This is a genomic window from Vibrio maritimus (genome assembly GCF_021441885.1).
GTDB classification, from domain to species: Bacteria; Pseudomonadota; Gammaproteobacteria; order Enterobacterales; family Vibrionaceae; genus Vibrio; species Vibrio maritimus_B.
This window is the reverse complement of record NZ_CP090438.1, coordinates 1486243-1504144: the sequence shown is the minus strand read 5'-3', so window position 1 is coordinate 1504144 and position 17902 is coordinate 1486243. Positions and strand designations below refer to the sequence as shown.

Annotated in this window: 20 protein-coding genes; 10 read left to right on the top strand and 10 right to left on the bottom strand. The window is 46.5% G+C overall.

The genetic code is table 11. The annotated features are described in order from the left end of the window. Positions 1–2 precede the first annotated feature (2 nt). Positions 3–485, bottom strand: coding sequence for a MarR family winged helix-turn-helix transcriptional regulator (locus LY387_RS06900; protein WP_234495824.1), 483 nt, complete (start codon positions 483–485; stop codon positions 3–5). Positions 486–602: 117 nt separating this feature from the next. Between LY387_RS06900 and LY387_RS06895 the strand changes: the two genes are divergently transcribed. From LY387_RS06895 to LY387_RS06885, 3 genes are all read left to right on the top strand, one after another. Beyond that, positions 603–1502, top strand: coding sequence for a DMT family transporter (locus LY387_RS06895; RefSeq protein ID WP_234495823.1), 900 nt, complete (start codon positions 603–605; stop codon positions 1500–1502). Between the two features lie 86 nt (positions 1503–1588). Next, positions 1589–1819 carry a glutaredoxin family protein gene (locus LY387_RS06890; RefSeq protein WP_042472593.1) on the top strand — a complete coding sequence of 77 codons (231 nt, stop codon included), beginning with the start codon at positions 1589–1591 and terminating at the stop codon, positions 1817–1819. A 63-nt stretch (positions 1820–1882) separates the two neighbouring features. Next, the gene (locus tag LY387_RS06885; RefSeq protein WP_234495822.1) at positions 1883–2629 is read left to right on the top strand and encodes a hypothetical protein; all 747 of its coding nucleotides are present in this window, start codon (positions 1883–1885) and stop codon (positions 2627–2629) included. Here the strand turns inward: LY387_RS06885 and LY387_RS06880 are convergent. Continuing rightward, complete coding sequence (locus LY387_RS06880; protein ID WP_234495821.1) at positions 2613–3482, bottom strand: LysR family transcriptional regulator; 870 nt, start codon at positions 3480–3482, stop codon at positions 2613–2615. The genes LY387_RS06885 and LY387_RS06880 overlap by 17 nt on opposite strands. A gap of 104 nt (positions 3483–3586) precedes the next feature. Between LY387_RS06880 and LY387_RS06875 the strand changes: the two genes are divergently transcribed. The 5 genes from LY387_RS06875 to LY387_RS06860 all read left to right on the top strand — a co-directional run bounded on the left by LY387_RS06875 (position 3587) and on the right by LY387_RS06860 (position 7005). Continuing rightward, positions 3587–4798, top strand: a complete 1212-nt coding sequence (locus tag LY387_RS06875; protein ID WP_234495820.1) for an MFS transporter — start codon at positions 3587–3589, stop codon at positions 4796–4798. Between the two features lie 82 nt (positions 4799–4880). Further along, on the top strand, positions 4881–5441 hold the full coding sequence (locus LY387_RS06870) for a DUF1415 domain-containing protein (RefSeq protein ID WP_042472588.1): 561 nt from the start codon (positions 4881–4883) through the stop codon (positions 5439–5441). Between the two features lie 133 nt (positions 5442–5574). Next, entirely contained in the window at positions 5575–5703 is a 129-nt protein-coding gene (locus tag LY387_RS27175) for a hypothetical protein (RefSeq protein ID WP_267967701.1), read from the top strand. A gap of 132 nt (positions 5704–5835) precedes the next feature. Next, the gene (locus tag LY387_RS06865; RefSeq protein WP_234495819.1) at positions 5836–6096 is read left to right on the top strand and encodes a hypothetical protein; all 261 of its coding nucleotides are present in this window, start codon (positions 5836–5838) and stop codon (positions 6094–6096) included. A gap of 336 nt (positions 6097–6432) precedes the next feature. Beyond that, positions 6433–7005, top strand: coding sequence for a nucleoside triphosphate pyrophosphohydrolase family protein (locus tag LY387_RS06860; protein WP_128650266.1), 573 nt, complete (start codon positions 6433–6435; stop codon positions 7003–7005). Between the two features lie 83 nt (positions 7006–7088). Here LY387_RS06860 and btuD read toward each other — a convergent pair whose 3' ends face one another. From btuD to LY387_RS06840, 4 genes are all read right to left on the bottom strand, one after another. Continuing rightward, a complete protein-coding gene (gene btuD, locus LY387_RS06855) occupies positions 7089–7847 on the bottom strand; it encodes a vitamin B12 ABC transporter ATP-binding protein BtuD (protein ID WP_234495818.1) in 759 nt (252 codons plus the stop codon). Next, the gene (gene btuC, locus LY387_RS06850; protein ID WP_234495817.1) at positions 7831–8829 is read right to left on the bottom strand and encodes a vitamin B12 ABC transporter permease BtuC; all 999 of its coding nucleotides are present in this window, start codon (positions 8827–8829) and stop codon (positions 7831–7833) included. The genes btuD and btuC overlap by 17 nt, the downstream gene beginning before the upstream one ends. Before the next feature lie 45 nt (positions 8830–8874). After that, on the bottom strand, positions 8875–9903 hold the full coding sequence (locus tag LY387_RS06845; protein ID WP_234495816.1) for a succinylglutamate desuccinylase: 1029 nt from the start codon (positions 9901–9903) through the stop codon (positions 8875–8877). 192 nt (positions 9904–10095) lie between these two features. Then, on the bottom strand, positions 10096–11895 hold the full coding sequence (locus tag LY387_RS06840) for a M3 family oligoendopeptidase (RefSeq protein ID WP_234495815.1): 1800 nt from the start codon (positions 11893–11895) through the stop codon (positions 10096–10098). Between the two features lie 326 nt (positions 11896–12221). Here LY387_RS06840 and LY387_RS06835 point away from each other — a divergent pair, with 326 nt between their 5' ends. Beyond that, positions 12222–13055 (top strand): formate/nitrite transporter family protein, encoded by an 834-nt coding sequence (locus tag LY387_RS06835; RefSeq protein WP_042472574.1) that lies wholly within the window; start codon positions 12222–12224, stop codon positions 13053–13055. 19 nt (positions 13056–13074) lie between these two features. Then, positions 13075–14790 (top strand): bifunctional protein-serine/threonine kinase/phosphatase, encoded by a 1716-nt coding sequence (locus tag LY387_RS06830; protein WP_234495814.1) that lies wholly within the window; start codon positions 13075–13077, stop codon positions 14788–14790. Here the strand turns inward: LY387_RS06830 and LY387_RS06825 are convergent. The 4 genes from LY387_RS06825 to cobT are packed head-to-tail and all read right to left on the bottom strand — an operon-like array spanning position 14779 to position 17773. Then, the gene (locus LY387_RS06825; RefSeq protein WP_234495813.1) at positions 14779–15402 is read right to left on the bottom strand and encodes a histidine phosphatase family protein; all 624 of its coding nucleotides are present in this window, start codon (positions 15400–15402) and stop codon (positions 14779–14781) included. The genes LY387_RS06830 and LY387_RS06825 overlap by 12 nt on opposite strands. Beyond that, positions 15399–15947, bottom strand: coding sequence for a bifunctional adenosylcobinamide kinase/adenosylcobinamide-phosphate guanylyltransferase (gene cobU / locus LY387_RS06820; RefSeq protein WP_234495812.1), 549 nt, complete (start codon positions 15945–15947; stop codon positions 15399–15401). Before cobU ends, LY387_RS06825 begins: the two co-directional genes overlap by 4 nt. A 12-nt stretch (positions 15948–15959) precedes the next feature. Further along, positions 15960–16748: an adenosylcobinamide-GDP ribazoletransferase gene (locus LY387_RS06815; RefSeq protein ID WP_234495811.1), complete on the bottom strand. Its 789-nt coding sequence runs from the start codon at positions 16746–16748 to the stop codon at positions 15960–15962. Further along, on the bottom strand, positions 16745–17773 hold the full coding sequence (cobT, locus tag LY387_RS06810; RefSeq protein WP_234495810.1) for a nicotinate-nucleotide--dimethylbenzimidazole phosphoribosyltransferase: 1029 nt from the start codon (positions 17771–17773) through the stop codon (positions 16745–16747). Before cobT ends, LY387_RS06815 begins: the two co-directional genes overlap by 4 nt. Positions 17774–17902: the final 129 nt, after the last annotated feature.

Here is a 17902-nt window from a genome sequence, read left to right as displayed (position 1 = left end):
AACTACTCGTATTGACTTAACCACACCTTCAGTAACTGGTTTGCCTGCTTTTTTTGTGCAGACGTCATGGATTTAACGAGACTTTTTTGCACATCCGCATGCTCTTCAATCAACTTATCAATCAGTATGAATCCATCTTTTGTGAGTTGCACGGTAACGCTACGACGGTCCTCTTTGCTGTGCTCGCGCAAAATAAGCCCCTTAGTTTCAAGCTTATCGAGACGGTTTGTCATTGCACCCGAGGTCAACATCATGGTGTCAATAAGTTCAGATGGTGTTAATCGATAAGGTTTACCGCTACGACGTAGCGTCGCAAGTACGTCAAACTCTCCGAGTTTTAGGTCATACTTCTTATGCAAATCAGCAACTTTCGTTTCCATGTACTTAGCGATCCGCATGAGTCGTCCCATCATCGCCATTGGGTCTGTATCCAACTCTGGCTTCTGTTTTGCCCACTGCTCGACCACTCGATCAATCGCATCCATTTCGATCTTTTCCCACTGTCTTATGTCTGTTCAAACTAGCTTAACATAAAGATACTTTACAGGCAGCCCAAAGATCGTTAAAGTGGCGGCAGATATCTTAACGTAAAGATAAATGACATGAATATACTTCTAGCAATGATCCCTGCATTTTTCTGGGGCACAACCTACGCCGTCACGAAGTTCACGCTTCCAGACTGGCCACCAATCCTACTGGGAGCGCTCCGAGCACTTCCGGCTGGCTTGCTATTGCTATTAGTTAAACCGTCATTGCCTAAAAAAGGCGAATGGCAAGTCTTGTTCATCTTAGGGACGGTCAACATTGCGACCTTCTTCGGTCTTATCTTCGTTATGGCGCAGACTCTACCTTCTACCATATCCGGCGTCGGTATGGTGTCTGTTCCTGTATTCGCTATGTTGTACCAATGGTTTGTCAATAAAAAGCGTCCAAGTTGGGTGCAAACGCTAAGTGGATTGGCGCTAGTATTGTTTGCGTTCTTCTTGTTTTCACCGGGTACTATTTCACTCAATCCTATTGGCTTAGGGGCTATGCTCGCCGCCATAATGTGTATCGTAGCGGGCAGCGGAATTACTAAGGCATTAGGCAGTCGTATTCACTGGTGGACCATTCTCACTTGGCAGCTGATTTTAGGCGGTGCCGTACTTGGCTTGGTATCAGGCGTTCACGCATCGTTTGAGCCACAACTTTATCAAACGGTGATCGCTAACTTCTCAAGCCAAAACCTCATTGGTCTGCTTTGGGTTGTCGGTCTGAATACAGCACTGAGCTATGGGATGTACGTTTGGTTGCTGCAACGCATGAGTGTGGTTGATTTCACCTTTGGCGGTATTGCTAACCCTATTGCAGGTATCCTTTGCGGTATGGTTCTGCTTGGTGAGTCGTTTACTCAAACCCAATACGCGCTAATGATGGGCATGATCGTAATGTCACTCGTTCCTCAGACCATTCAAGCCGCCAAACACCATAGACTGCAAAACTTAGCGAAACATGGTTCTTGATTAAAACCATTGAGATCGAAAGTGGCTTGAGGTTCTAGAGTTAACTACGTACCATACGGCCACTTATTTATTACAGTGCGATCAACATGAAACGACTTGTTCTCTACGTAAAAGACAAATGCCCGCATTGCAAAGATGCACAGCGCTATCTTGATAGCAAAGGCTATAAATATCGCCTCACTAACGCCAAGATGCAGCGCGGCAGAAAAGAACTCGATGCTATCGGCGCTCGCTCATTGCCTGTTCTTAAAATTGGTGACCGCTATATGATCGGCTGGAATCCAAAAAACTTTGAGCGTATGTATAACAGTAATTAACGCTTTATTTCCTATACTGCCCCTATCACATAAAGTTATCCTTAGCCGAGATGGGGGCGCTATATGCCAAATTGCTTGTATCTACGCTTAGTAGCCACCTTCACTGCACTCATGTCAGCGCTGCTAATAACTAAAACAGCAAACGCAACCCTCCCCCTCGATGAGGCAAGAATTACCAATCAGCGGCTCTACAACCTACAGCTCACAGAGGCCGAGTACCCAGCATTAAACTGCTTAGCGACACAAGTAGGCAATCAAACCTTACTCGTACCCGCTCATTGTGTGTTCTCAAGCTCTGACTCAACATTCTACCCATTGCGACACCTAAGACTTACGCCGCTGTTTTCTCAGGATGACAGGTACACCTACGCATCTGTTGTATCCGTAACCACGGATCATCAGAAGCTATCTAACGTCAGCGCAGACGAGGACTGGGCTATTTTAGAAGTAGACGCTGAGTTAGGCTGCCACCAGAACCTGCCAACCTTAATCAATATGGCAAACAAGAAATGGGACGCTGAGCCCGTTCAGATCGCTGTTCTAGATACAGCACGAGATGTACTGTCTGTTGAGACGTGCTTATTGGATTCCGAAAGCAATGGGAAGCTTTGGCTAACCGAATGCGATGAGCTGAGTGAGATTGTCTCTGGAACCCCAGTTCTTAGCTTAATAGGAGCGAAAACGACGTTAATTGGATTAGTTACAGACCAAGAGCACGCAGATGGACTCATACGCTACCAGGTGACATCAATAGAACCCGCTTTACGACGATTAACACCCCAGCAGCTCTGCGCTACATCTGCTTTTTAATAAAGTCGATAAAGCTTCGGTCGGCACGAGACAAATAACCGTCTTTTCGCCACGCTAGCGCCAAGTCGACAAAAACTGGCGGCTCAAATGAAATACCGCGAGTTTCGGGTTCATGCTCGGTGACCAGTTCCAGCAAAGCGGTGATCGCGTACTCATGTTTAACAATCGAGAGAATCATGGGTAGTAGATTGGTTTCAAATGAGAACTTTGCTTCTATTTGCCTTCTTTTACACTCTTCGTCAATAAAGTCTCGATGGAAATAACCTGGTTTAAACATCACCAGTTCTTCGTCAAAAAACTCATCAAAATCCAACGAATCTCTTTGAGCAAAGGCATGATGTTGGCTGACGACTGCCACCATTTCGGAACGAAATATCTGATCAACTTCTAAATCATCAGGCACCTCTTTGTTTCTAATCACCCCAAGGTCAATCTCACCACTGAGTAGCATTCTGCGTATATCTTGCGTGCCCGCTTCGACAACCGTCATTTTAAGATGGGGATAAGCCGTCTTAAATGCCATTACTATCTCTGGGAAAAAGTACGACCCCATCATACTAGGCGTGCCTAAGCGAACTTCGCCTTTCAACAGCCCCTTCATCTCATCCACTGCAAGCTTCGCATCTTCGACCTGCTGCAAGATCTTTCTTGCATGTGGTTCAAGTGCTCGACCTTCTTGTGTCAGGCGAACTTGTTTGTCGAGTCGGGTAAATAATTGAATACCGAGTTGCTGCTCGAACTTGCGAATTGAAATACTCAGTGCAGGCTGCGCAATCATCACGGCTTGCGCAGCGCGGGTAAAGTTCTGATGATCGACAACGGCGAGGAAATGCGTGAGCTGCTTAACGTCCATTATTGATAAAATATATTCAAACTATATCTTTAATATATTTCATTAATCCAAACTGCAATGCTAATTTGATCACATAGTTCACCATTTAGCAGTAAGGCTTCACCGTGATTGAATTGCACTCCCCTCAATATCGACGAATTACTCTCGCACTCGCTTTGGGTTCGTTTCTGGTGTTTTGCAATTTGTATATTTTCCAGCCAATTTTGCCTCAGTTGAGTGTTCATTTCGGTGTGTCTGAGACCGAGATCAACTGGGTATTCGCAGCCTCTACGCTCGCGCTATCATTGTGCCTAGTGCCTTGGGCTATTACTTCTGAAAGTATCGGGCGTCGCTCAGTAATGCTAGGGGGATTGCTGGCTCTGCCTATCATCGGTTATGCGATGATGCTGACTGAAAGCCTGACTGCGATAGTCTTTTTGAGAGCGGCAATGGGGATCGCTCTAGCGGCATTTGCGTCAGTCGCCGTTGCCTACATGGTAGAAGAACTCACACCCGACGCCTTCACCAAAGCAATTGGCGGTTACATTGCAGCAAACTCCCTTGGTGGTATTGCCGGACGAGTCGCTGGCGGTGTGTTAACCGGCTACTTTGACTGGAAAACCGCGGTGTTTGTTATCGCTACGTTTACCTTAGTGTCGGCGTTAATTGTCGTTGCGATACTGCCAAAACAGCAGCACTTTAAGCCGACCAGAGGGCTTTTCTATCATCACAATCGAAGTCTAGTCGCGCATATCTCTAATCCTACGGTATGGATAGCCATGCTGATTGGAGGCATCAACTTCGCTTTGTTCGTTAACCTGTATTCAGTTATGGGATTCCGCTTGGTTGAGCCGCCACACAACCTTCCTCTCGCCCTAAGTTCGTTAATTTTTCTGTGCTATTTGGCCGGAACGCTATCATCAAAACTAAGCGCAAACTGGCGCAAGCGGTACCTACCTATTCCAGGGATGGTATTGGGTACATTATTAAGCATGCTGGGTATGCTGGTCGCTTTATTTGAATCCATTCCTGCCATGTTGTTAGGGTTACTCCTCATTAGTGGGGGTGCATTCTTTACTCACACCCTTGCTTATGCATGGGTAAGCCAAAAGGCGACGCATGCGAAGGCGACAGCAACAGCGCTTTACTTGGTCCACTACTACATCGGCGGAAGCTTAGGCGGATTTTTCCTACTCTATTGCTGGCAAGTCGGTCGCTGGCCTAGCGTCGTTGAGGGAGGTGCTTTACTCTACGCCGCATTGTTCGGGCTCTGCTACAAGTTATATCAAGTCGATCAACGTAATACGCTCTCAGAGAAGCCCATCAAGCACGCTTGATAATGGCGCCAGCCGCGAGAAACGTTCGCTATCGACCGCTTAGCAGCATATAATTGCCATAGTGTTAAAAGTGGTAAGTGTTATGTCGTTACGTGAAGAAGTAGTAAAGATCGAGCAACAAGTTCAGCAATGGTTAAAAGAGGTCGTGATCGGGTTAAACCTATGCCCTTTCGCCGCTAAACCAGAACGCAATAAGCAAATTAAGACCTTTGTTAGCCTTGCAGACAAAGAGGAAGGGTTACTAGAAGACATTCTAAGTGAACTGATGCTGCTAGAGCAAACAGATGCGCGAGATCTAGAAACCACATTAGTTGTCGTGCCTAAGATGCTGCATGATTTTGTCGATTACAACTTCTTCATCGACTGGGTTGAGGCGTTGATAAAACAAAATGGCTGGGAAGGCATTTATCAAGTCGCGACCTTCCATCCTAACTACTGTTTTGGTGGTGCTGAACCTGAGGATCCAGAAAACCTCACCAACCGTTCACCATACCCCATTTTCCACCTTATTCGCGAAGAAAGTATGGAGCGAGTACTTAAACACTATCCCGATCCAGAGGCGATCCCTGACAACAACATTGCACGTGTCAGTGAACTCGACGAACACGAGCGAAAACGATTGTTCCCTTACTTATTCTCCTAGGCACGATCCGTCATAGTTGCGTTTATCTTCTACTTGCAATAGATAGCGTCAATATTAGGTTGCGATAATGTAGATACTCAATAGGCAATGCCACTGCTAAGGTAGTGGCATCTATCCGACTATGAGCATCATTATGAAACCTTGGATCAAGTTTATTCCGCTTTGCCTTTTGGTTAGCTACGTGATTATTTATGACGTTGTCGACCAGTACAATCACAACCAACCGGCTTCACAGCAAACTGTCATCGAACAAACAAAGTAACTGCTATTAATCGTCGGGATTACTTATCGGACTTCAGAGATCAGACTGAACTCTTACATTCCATCTCTTCCCTAACGCCAGTTCAATTGATAATCTTCACAAATCATTAATGGCCATCAATAAGAATCATCAATGGGTCTAGCGCTCACTATTTTTACTAATATCGGTGATAACGGTGTTGAGTTGGCGAGTTACCAAGCCCCTTCTTCATCACATGTACTAGAAGTATGGGACAAGATTCCTCGAGCAAAAGAAGTCACCCTGCACTACCTTGTTCTTTTGGAAGGTAACGATCATATAGATAGTAAGTTTATCGACGCTAAATACGTTGGGCGGCTACTGGAGATGTGGGGAAATTTTGATAGTTTTTATCAAGAGTTCCAAGAAGGTTAAAAGGCCACCTCGAAAGGTGGCCTTTAAATACGACGACTCGGGACCCTAATCCGAAACGTCGTTTTCCAAAAAGTACGTGTACCTTTTGAAACTGGGAATAAGATGGTCAGCCCTAACGCCTCTCATCTCATCAATACTCGTATCAATGGTGAGATATTATCCGCTCAACCATTTGAATTGTTTGGAAATGTTAACCGTATTCCGACTTTAAAACAATATCTGACATCGCTAATCAGTGTAGTTCAATATCCTAACGCCAAGAAAATGCTCATCGGTGTAGCGAATGGCTTCCTGCTCTGATAGGATCTTGTCACCAATTATCAAACAGCAAAATCGATGAAACTAACCAAACTTACCCAACCGATCTTCGATCACCTATACCGCGACATTACTGAGTTCCGTACTACATTTGATTTGCCTGTGAATGATGCAGAGTCGCTAGATGATGCAGCTGACACTCTACACAGCTCACTGGCTATCGAAGAAATGACCGAACTGGCAGAAGCGGACAGTAAAGTAGAACAAGCGGACGCTATCATCGATTCAGTCTATGTTTTGATGGGTCGTTTGGTTCACCTAGGCGATAGCAAAGTCGAAGATAACGTTGCAATTAGCTATCTGATTGAACTGCTTTTGCACGTGGCTGCCAACCGCGATATCGACTTCATCAAATGCTGGGATGAGATTCACTCTAGCAACATGAGTAAAGTATGCCGTAACGAAAGCGAATACCAAGAAACAGAAGCGCACTACGCTGAGCAAGGTATCAAGCTTATGGCGGTAACAAAGGGTGAGTACATCATCGCGAAATGTGCAGAAGACTTTGTTTCTGAAGCGAAGACTATTCGCAAAGGTAAGGTTTTGAAGTCGGTCTACTACCGCCCTGCCGATCTTTCTCCGCTGGTTTAATTGCTAATATGAATTGAGCTGCAATCAGCGAGTCAGCTAAAAAATAGCAAAACGGTCTCTAAATTAGAGACCGTTTTTCATTTCTACTCATTAAAGATAAGCAAGGGTTTTCCTTCAAACTCAATCTTTTTGACCGTGGTCTTGTAAACCGAACTGATGTTCTCTTCCGTCAGCACTTCTTCGCTCGTCCCTACAGCCTCCATTACCCCATTTGCGAGTAGGACTACGTAATCGGCACGTCTCAGTGTGGTATTAAGGTCGTGATTCGCCACAATGACCGATGTTCCTTGTCGTGTTACGATATCGATCAGCTCATTTAAGTACTTCTCTTGACCAATATCCAATGGCGCTGCGGGTTCGTCTAGAATCAGAACTCGAGCCAGAGGGTTGATCGGACGCCAAACCTGTAAACAGCATGCGGCTAGCCGAACACGTTGCCATTCACCACCCGACAAGTGATGGACCGTTCTAGACAACATAGTGTTGATATTAAGTAGCTCAGTGAGCTCCGCTATCGCTTGATTGAGAGTCTCATCTGAACATTGCTTGTTGCTGGGGATCGACAACGACAGAAACTGGTAAACGGGCATGTTAAACGCCGGTCGCGCGGACTGAGCAAGATAAGCACGCAGTAAAGCGATATCGGGAAGTGACATTTGAGCCAAATCCAGGTCGCCCACTTTAATGACCCCTTGATAGCTCATCACACCGGATAACGCAGCGAGCAAGGTGCTTTTTCCGCTGCCATTCGGACCAATGATGTGAGTGAGCTTCCCTTCGGGTAATGAGAGGCTAACGGGTAATAAGCGAGTTCCAACCGATAGATTATGAGCTTGTATCATGGCTTCTCAATAGCATCCATATAAACACGGGCGCACCGATAGTCGTCGTCATAACACCAACAGGGAGTTCAGCTGAATCAAGAACAGTGCGCGCCAAGATATCTGAAACAACGAGCAGTGCTGCACCCGTCAATGCAGACAGCGGCAGCAAATAACGATTCTCTGTTCCAAAAGACAAACGAAGCAAGTGTGGCACAACAAGACCAACAAAACTAATCACACCGCCAAGAGCAACGGAGCCGCCCACGAGCAATGAAACCGCTAAAATCAGTTGCCACCGTATGCGCATAACATCGACGCCAAGCTGTTTCGCGTGGATCTCGCCAACCATGAGTTTATCGAGTATCGTCCCCTTCAGACACAGCCAAATTCCAACGGGTATCATCACCAGAGTGAGAATATGTTGATACCAACTGACGCCCCCGACGCTTCCCATTAGCCAATACATGAGCTGGCGAATACTCAAATCATCACTAAAGTAAAATGCCCAAGTAACTACTGCACCGGATAGTATCCCAAGCGCCACGCCCACCAGCAGCAAACGAGTCGTTGTCAACCTGAGGGTTCTCGCCATCGACACCAAAATTAAAGTAAAGCCTAACGCGCCTGCCACGCCAGCCAGCATAAACCCTAGCGGAGTTGCGGCGGCGGGAAAGGCGAATAGGATCAATACCATACCTAAGCTTGCCCCACCCGAAATACCAAGCACACCTGGCTCGGCAAGGACGTTACCTAACAGCACTTGCAAAGATGCCCCTGAAAGAGCGAGCGCCGCGCCAATTGCAGCCGCTGCGAGTAGCCTTGGTAAACGCAAGTCGTAAAGAAGCCGAGACTCGAGTGCAGTTTGCGGTGAGAAAGGATTGATGAATATCTCACCCACGGAGAGATGAAGAAAAGCGCAACCTATTAAGACGCCAAACATCACGAGCATAAGCGTGTGCCAGCGCCTCTGGTTTTGATTCAGTAACTGATTGAATTCCATTAGAGAAGCATAACAGCAGCGCGAGAGAACGCCACTGCTTTTCGATTAATCGTAGACCAGTTGGTCATCCTCATAGCGAGTTGCGACATTAACTACCATAAGTGCAGCGCGTTGACCAATCGTAACTTTACGATTTGGGAATACGATCGCCTCGTGATCATTCTTCGCCATTAGAGGTTTATCACCATCGTGACCAAAAACTTCACCATGTTTAAACTCGGTGAAGTTCTCAACGTTATCATCAAATAGGAAGTCGAAGTCATCGTGATGACGCACAATCGTGCGAGAGACGCGATACATAATTGGTGCTTTTGCTAAGTGCTCTGGCTGCTCCGCTGCAAGCAAATCGCGCGTTGCTAAGTCAAAGGCAAGCAGTTTTTCTAGATCGTTCTCACCAATTCTCGCCACACGACCAAGTTCCATAGTTAATGCTTGAGCGCCGTAGTTTTCTGCAGAGAACCAACTAAACGTGCTCGAAGGTGCGTTAGAGAGCAAAACAGCATCCATATGAGCGCTTGCTACATAGTCAAATAATGCTTTGCTACGAACTGCGTGGCGCGTTTTAGGGCTCACAACAAATGAGTAGTGCTTAGACTCACGAATCGCACAGTGAAGGTCAAGGTGCCAGCGACGCGCTACTGCCGTATCTTGATAGAAAGCCTCTACAAGTTGCTTGAGATGTTTTGCTATCGCCACCTCTCGATTAACCGCACGCTCTTTGTTACCAAACAGTCGGTTGAGGTTTTCATCGATAAAACGAGTATGGCGGTTGGTCGCCTCAGGATGAGCAATAATAAAAAGACAGCGCGCTTTAAGCTTCAAAAAGCCCGATGCGATGTCATCGACCATTTTATCAACCAGTTCCATGGGCGCGGTTTCATCGCCGTGGATGCCACAAGAAATGATGATGTGCTCGCTGTCCTCGTCCATGTGACTCGGCGTGACTTCAAGAACACCACGGTAACGATGATCTAACTTCACACCGTCTGGTGTGGTTATTGATGTTGCGGTGAATTCAGTTTCGGTTTCTAAAGTATCTTTCAGAAATGATTGGCGAAAAAACGATTTCGTCATGCGCTGCTCCCTATCTAACAGCGGTATGGTAATGAAACAAGACAGAAAATTATACGGATATGATCGCGTTTATCGAAGTAAGTCGCGCTTCTTTGAGATAAATACTCCGATCTGGTCGAAAAACCCTCAACTTTGGTGCTCTAAACCGCTCCTCTGGGTCACGATTTCTCACGACCCAGAGAAGTGAAAAGCCTAGCTACTCAATTGATTGAATAGGTTTTCAAACTCATCGACTTTGTCTGACAGTCTCTCCATACTCTCTTGCCAAAACGTCGCTTCGGTCAGGTCTTTATTCATATGTTTGACCACGACATCTTCAGCTAAATACGAGCCAGTATCACGCAAAAGAGCAACGTAATCTGCATAAAACTGTTCACCTTTTTGCTCGCGTTGAGCATAAACGCCTTGGCTAAACAGGTAACCGAACAAGTACGGATAGTTATAGAAGCTTAACTCAGAGATACTAAAGTGAAGTTTGCTTGCCCAAAAATATGGGTCGGTTCCCTTCATGGAATCCCCATACCAGTCAGCCCATGTGGTCGACATCAGCTCGCACAACTGGCTCGCATCCAACTCGCTTTCTTTGCGCGCCTCATAGAAGGCTTTTTCAAACTCGAATCGGACTGGAATATTGATCGTCAATGCATACGCTGAAGACAGTTCTTCCCACAGCATCTCTAATTTTTCTTCCGGTGTTTGAGCTTGCTCTAATAGGAAGTCTCGGACAATGTTTTCTGCAAAGATAGATGCAGTCTCCGCTAACGTCATTGGGTATTCAGTTCGGCACAGCGGCAAGTCGCGCATTACCCAGTTGTGGAAAGCATGCCCCAACTCATGAGCCAACGTCAGCAGATCCGAACGACTCCCGCCCCATGTCATAAACACAAGTGGCGTTCGCGTCGCAGCGAGTTTGGTACAATAAGCGCCTAAACGGCGGTTCTCAGAAGGCGCTGCATCTATCCAGCCATTATCAACCATGGTTTGTACAAACTCTGCCATTTCTGGGTTTACTTGCTCGAAAGCCTGCTTGATGACCTCGATACCTTCGGCAAATTCGTAAACTTTGGCTTCACTGTTGTTCATTGGCGGCATCGCAGCGAGGTGATTCCACGGAGTCATGCTCTCCAAACCGTGAACCTTAGCCATTAAGCGTCCCGCTTTTTGTCCTATATGCTTGTTAGTCTTTGCCACATTCATCATGGCATCTAAGGTATCGCGCTGGATTCGGTTTGCACGTAGGCTTGAATCCAAAAAGTGCTCTTCTTGCTGTAATGAACGCTTTTTGCCTTCGTTATGTCGCCAGCCCGCTAAAGCATTCACAATCGCCGCAAACGAAGTCTCATTCGCTTTCATTGCTGCTTGAATGCCCTTCCAAGCCGCTTCTTGTTTGGTGAACTCTCCACCATAAAGAAGGCTCGCAGCGGTTGAAAAGCCCACTTGCTCGATGCCATCTTCGCTTTCAATGTCGATCAATAATGAACCCGTGATGTTGTCGTATAAACGACCCCACGCGTCACGACCATCAACTTGCATGGCTGACAAAAGCTGCTCTTCGCTAATTGAGAGTTGTGTTTGCGCTTTACGCTGCAACAGCTCTATTTGAAACCCCTGCCCTGCAACTGATGGGTTGTCATGGTCTAGCACTTGCTCTATGAACGAAACATCCGCAAAAGACAACGTGTCCTCATAAGGGCTAAATGCCTGTTCAAGCTCAGAACTAAGCTGGGCAATACGACCAATCAGTTGCTTCGCTTGTGAGTTTTGAGCATTGGTCGAAGCGTAACAGTTGGCGAGTGTGTTCACCGTGGCTAACAAGGTACCAGCCGCTTCCATAGTCTGTATCGCATTTTGCATCGCGACAACATGTTGGCGCTCGTCTTTGTGAAGGTTAAGAAGAGAGATAGAGCGTTGGATAAGCTCGATGTCTTGCTCGACTTTTGGGTCATTCAATCCTTTGTAGGCAATAGATAAATCCCAAACCGCGTTTTTCATATGCTTTCCCTAATTCTGTAGTCGCCACTCAAGCGTAATAGATTGGCGAAAAGACTGATGGACAAACCATCTATATCGATAACATGGGGCTAGACCAGATAAAAATCAATGACTTCTAATTCACTAACTTCTCAAGAACAACCTTCAAATACTACTTTAGTGGTACACCAGAGCGCACCTGAGTTGTGCACCTTGCATCATAATCAATGACTTACTAACTCACAGAATGTATCAAAATATTTCAAGGTACTGATTGTTAACAACTTTATCGACATGGCACGAAACTCGCTAAAACGATAATGACTTTTATTCTAAGGAGAGAAAGTATGTCATATGTAGAACCTAAAGAGTTCGTAACAAAAATGGTCGATGCTGGAGAGCAAAAAGTCTTTATGTCGACAAAAGATACTCTAGTACGAGCCTTCATGGCGGGTGCAATTTTGGCACTTGCTGCCTTTTTTGCTATCACGGTCATCGTGAAGACAGGTAGCCCTTTAATTGGATCCATTCTTTTCCCTGTCGGCTTTATCATGCTTTATTTAATGAAGTTTGACCTTCTTACTGGCGTGTTCACGCTCGTTCCTCTAGCAGTAATAGATAAACGACGCGGTTGTACCATGGACCAGCTTTTCCGAAACTGGGGGTTAGTCTTCGTTGGCAACTTTGCTGGCGCGCTGACCGTCGCCTTCTTCGCCTCGTTTATTCTGACCTACGGGTATAACACCGATGGCGGCACACTCGCTGCAAAGGTAAGCACCATAGGTGAGTCACGCACCCTAGGCTATCAAGAGCATGGCACTGCGGGTTGGTTTACTATTTTCATTCGCGGCATGCTATGTAACTGGATGGTATCTATGGGTGTCGTTGGCGCAATGATCTCGACGTCTGCCAGTGGCAAAATGATGGCAATGTGGATGCCAATTATGCTGTTCTTCTTTATGGGCTTTGAGCACTCGATCGTTAATATGTTCCTATTCCCATTTTCAATGATCATGGGTGGTGAATTCACGATTATGGATTACATGATCTGGAACGAAATCCCAACAGCATTAGGTAACTTAGTTGGTGGTTTCTTGATGGTTGGTCTTCCGCTTTACCTAACACACGTGCGCACCAACCCAGAGCGTAAAATGTCGCTATCTAAAAGCACAGCTAACTAATTAGTTCGGATTAATTACTGTGCAACGCAAACTCAAAGTGAGCGTTAGTCAGGCTTCCGTCGCGGGACGGAAGCCTGTCAACCAAGACGCTATCGGATGCCTTATTCCATCTAATCTGGAGCTGGAGAGTAAAGGGCTTGCTGCCATTATCTGTGATGGCATAAGCTCAAGTTCAGTGAGTCAGGTTGCCAGCGAAGCAACGGTCACCGGATTCATCAAAGACTATTACGCTACCTCAGATGCTTGGTCAGTAAAGAACTCGGCAACGCGTGTATTAAAATCGATAAACCATTGGCTGTTCGCACAAACCAAAAATAGCGAATATCGGTTTGATTTCAACGAGGGCTATGTATGCACCGCCAGCGCTGTCATTATCAAATCCCACACTGCGTATGTATTTCATTGCGGTGATTCGCGGGTTTATTGCCAAAGCAATAATGACTTCGAACAGCTCACTCACGACCATCAACATTTCATCGATCCAACGACGAGTTACCTTACTCGAGCTCTTGGTATGGATACATCTGTTGATATAGAGCATGTTGCGATTGAGCTGTCAGTTGGAGACAAATTACTTCTGGCCACCGACGGGCTGTATGACTACGTCACCGAACATGAAATATCAGAGATCCTCAACCAAGAGTCGATTTGTGAGCAGACAAAAGCAGATGCCCTGGTTAACCTCGCGTTGGAAAACGGTAGTCACGATAATGTCTCGGCGATCGTTTTAGGTATCGAGGCTCTGCCAGATAATCCACTCCAAGATTGGAAAGAATCACTGTTTACGCTGCCGCTGCCACCAGAGCTTGAAGAAGGTCGTTGCATCGACAATTTTGAAATCCTTCGCCCTCTTCAAATCACCAGCCGAAGCCACGTATTCTTGGCAAAGGACCTCAGCAATAACGAGCAAGTTGCTTTAAAGACGCCTTCTGCGGAGAGTCGCCATGATCCCCAACACGTTGAATCTATTTTGATGGAAAGCTGGATAGCGAGCCGACTAAACAGCCCCCACCTGCTCAAAGCCTACAAACCAAGTTTACGCCACTCTTATACCTACAGTGTGGCTTCTTTTGTCGAAGGGATAACACTGGCGCAATGGGTGAGAGACAACCCAAACCCACCACTTAGCAAGATTCGGCATATAATTGGTCAGCTATGTAAGGGGCTGCAGACCATGCATCGACATGAAATGATTCATCAAGATCTGCGCCCAGAAAACGTCATGATTGACGCGAATGAACACGTCACCATCATCGACTTTGGGGCAACACAGGTAAAAGGGTTAGAGGAAATGGCACCTATGGAGCCGACGGTCCCCGGCACAGCGCTGTTTAGCGCGCCAGAGTATCTGCTTGGCTACTTCGGAACCACTCGGTCTGATATTTATTCTCTGGGTGTCATGACCTACTTCATGCTAACTGGGCAATTTCCGTATGGTACAGATGTTGCGAAATCACTCACCGTAAAAGCACAAGGCAAACTTCGCTATATCCCCGCTACAAGCATCAATCAAAAGGTACCGCACTGGATAGACTATGCCCTTAAAAATGCGGTCAGAATTGAACCCGAAAAACGTTATCAAGAAGTCTCAGAGTTTCTCTTCGACCTAAAAGTACCCAATCCAAAAAGTCAAAAGCTTGGCAAATTGCCGATTGCCGAGAGAAACCCCGTGCTGTTTTGGCAAAGAATTTCTCTCGTGTTGTCGGTACTTTTGCTTATCGCGTTATGGTACTAAGTTAAAATCTTGTGCTGGCTGCCCGATGACTTTAACCACCAGGTTTTCTGGGTAGTCGGTATCAAATTGGATCTGTGTAATGGTCGAGTTGCCGATCGCTAATGACGAATAGAGCTTCGGGTTTCTCCAATCAAGGTCGAGGACATCTGCCAATATTTGACGGATCACACCTCCATGGCAAACCACTAGGGTATTTTGTTCGGCTTTGAGTACTTTTCGCCATCCCGAAATGGCTCGCTGGTGAAAATCAACCAATCGCTCACCACCTTGCAATGTACACTCTGCGGGTCTATCCCAAAAAGGTGCAAGCTGCTGCCAATCTTCCGAAGACATTGAATCGAATGCCACACCATCAAATCTGCCAAAATTCATTTCGGCTAAGTCAGGGTTGATATTTAGTGGTATCCCAAGCTCACAACTCAGTTGCTTGGCGAGGTTAGAGCATCGCGATAAAGGTGAGCTCACAACCATACTAAGATGCAGCGTCTTGGAAGCCAAGGCAGTGGTTGTTTGGTTATCCAACTTCGGCTCAACAAGCACATTGGTATGACCGTATAGCGCGGCAGGTCCGTTAACTTTACCGTGACGAAGAAGCAAGATGTTCACTTTCATCGCTCGCTCCCCTTGAGCACCAGAGGTAATCCCGCTGCAACTAAGGTGACGTTATCAGAAACTTTTGCGATTTCTTGGTTCATGCGCCCCGCGTTGTCAACAAACATACGAGAGACCTCACCTAAAGGGACGACACCAAGCCCCACCTCATTAGACACCAGCACGATGTGCGCATCGCTGTGACTTAAAGCAGAAGCTAGCTTCGACACTGCCTGCTCAATTTCATCGTTGTTAACTGACTCACCCAAATAATAAATCACATTATTCAGCCAAAGAGTTAAGCAATCGACTAATACGACATCTGACTTATCAAACTTGGACAAAGTATCGACAAGCTCAACAGGCACTTCCCACTCGATCCAGCCGTCCCCTCTTTGCTGACGATGATGAGAAATACGCGCTCTCATTTCATCATCAAGAGGCTCCGATGTGGCGACATAGTGCTTGGTTACGTTTGGGAGCGCGTCGCAAAGCTCTTTGATGCGCTGCTCAGCAAACCGGGACTTACCCGAACGTGCTCCACCTAGTACCAGTTTAATCGACATTCCGCCACCCTATTAATTTACTAAGAAAACGAGCATGAGGAGGTAAGTGAGCAACTCGACAATTTGCTGAGCTGCGCCCAAACAATCTCCGGTGAACCCACCAAGACGAGCGGTAAGCCACTTCGTAAAAAACGCACGAAACACCAAACCTGTCACTATCAACGCGATGGTGAAATCAAGCCCTAACAGCAAAGCGGGTGCAAGACCACACACTGCCAAAATGACAAGCTCAGTTTGGGTTTGGGTGTTGGCTAGTGGCTTACTTTTGCTACCTTCTGGGTCGGAGACATAGGGCATTGCAGATATCAACGATGCGGCAACCGCTCGGCTAAATGAATAGGCGATGATGAAAATTAGAAACAGGGGTTTGCCAAGAGCAAGCTCGGTAAGCGCTGCATACTTTAGTAATAAGGCGGATACAATCGTGACGACACCATAAGTACCAAGTCGACTATCTTTCATGATCAACAGGCGTTTTTCTTGAGTCATTCCACCGCCGATCCCATCCGCCATATCTGCTAGCCCATCCTCATGGAATGCGCCAGTTAACAGTAAGCTGAAGATCATTGTTAGAATGACAGCAACGCTGGTTGGTAGCATCCAGTCAGCAACAGTGAAGACGGCGCCACACAGTGCGCCAAGCAATAGACCGACCAGAGCAAAATACCGCCCAGCACGGTTCATTCGTTCTGATGAGTATGGCGTATTACTTGGAATCGGTAGACGAGAGAAAAAACTCACGGCAAGGCAGAATAGCTGCCACTGATATCGCCAGCCTGATGTTGATTCCGAATTAATCACACGGTGACTCCAGCGCTTTCAAAACTCGCCATTGAGTTATAGAACTCAGCTGCACTTTTCAGAAGTGGAAACGCCAACGCCGCGCCCGTTCCTTCACCAAGACGCAGCGACAAATCGAGCAACGGGGTCGCATTGAGTGTCTCTAAAACAAAGCGATGGGCACCCTCGTTGGAGACGTGGGCAAATATCAAATAATCTCTGACGTTTGGCTCGATTTGGCAGGCAGCAAGCGCGGCGATAGATACGATGAAACCATCCACCAGTACGGGTATTTTCTGCTCATAAGCGGCTAGAAACGCGCCAACCATATGAACGATTTCAAAGCCACCGACCTGCTGCAAAACCGTTTTCACATCACGTTGGTCAAATCGATTTAGTGCCGTTGCAATTAGATCTTGTTTCTTAGTCAATTGCTGCGCATCTATGCCTGTGCCGCGACCAACACTTTGTTCGATAGCTAACGGTGTCAAAGCTGACAGTATGGCAGAGGCTGAACTGGTATTACCGATCCCCATCTCACCAAACATCAAAACGTTCGTTCCGTTTTTAATCGCTTGAGTAGCAATCTTTGAGCCAGCGCTCAGTCCTTGTTCCAATTGAGCCGCAGTCATCGCTGGGTAGGCTGAAAAATCCTTCGTGCCTTCTCCAAGCCTACTCAATACTAACTGGTCAGAATCAGATTCAACCGCAGCAACCATGCCACAATCCACTACTTGAAAGTCAATATTATTGGCACGGCAAAAACAGTTGATAGCCGCCCCACCCGCTAAGAAGTTCATTACCATCTGCTGGGTAACTGCGCTCGGAGCGATACTCACACCCTGATCACTGATGCCATGGTCACCAGCAAAAACGATAACTTTTGGAGAAGAGATATCTATCGAATTGGGAAAAGAGCCTGATGCTTGGCTCTGGATCCGAGCAAGCTGAACAGCAATCGTCTCGAGTTGCCCAAGCGCGCCCAGGGGTTTCGTTTTTTGGTCGATATGGTTTTGAATTTGAGCATCGAATTGTGTGTCTAACATGGTTTCCGTTCTTAAAGAGTGCCAGGTGGCAATACTTACAAAAATACATGCACTTCTGCATGTATTTAATCCTTAAGACGTAGTGTACGCATGTCAGTGCGACAAACCAACACTAGATGTGCCGCAATA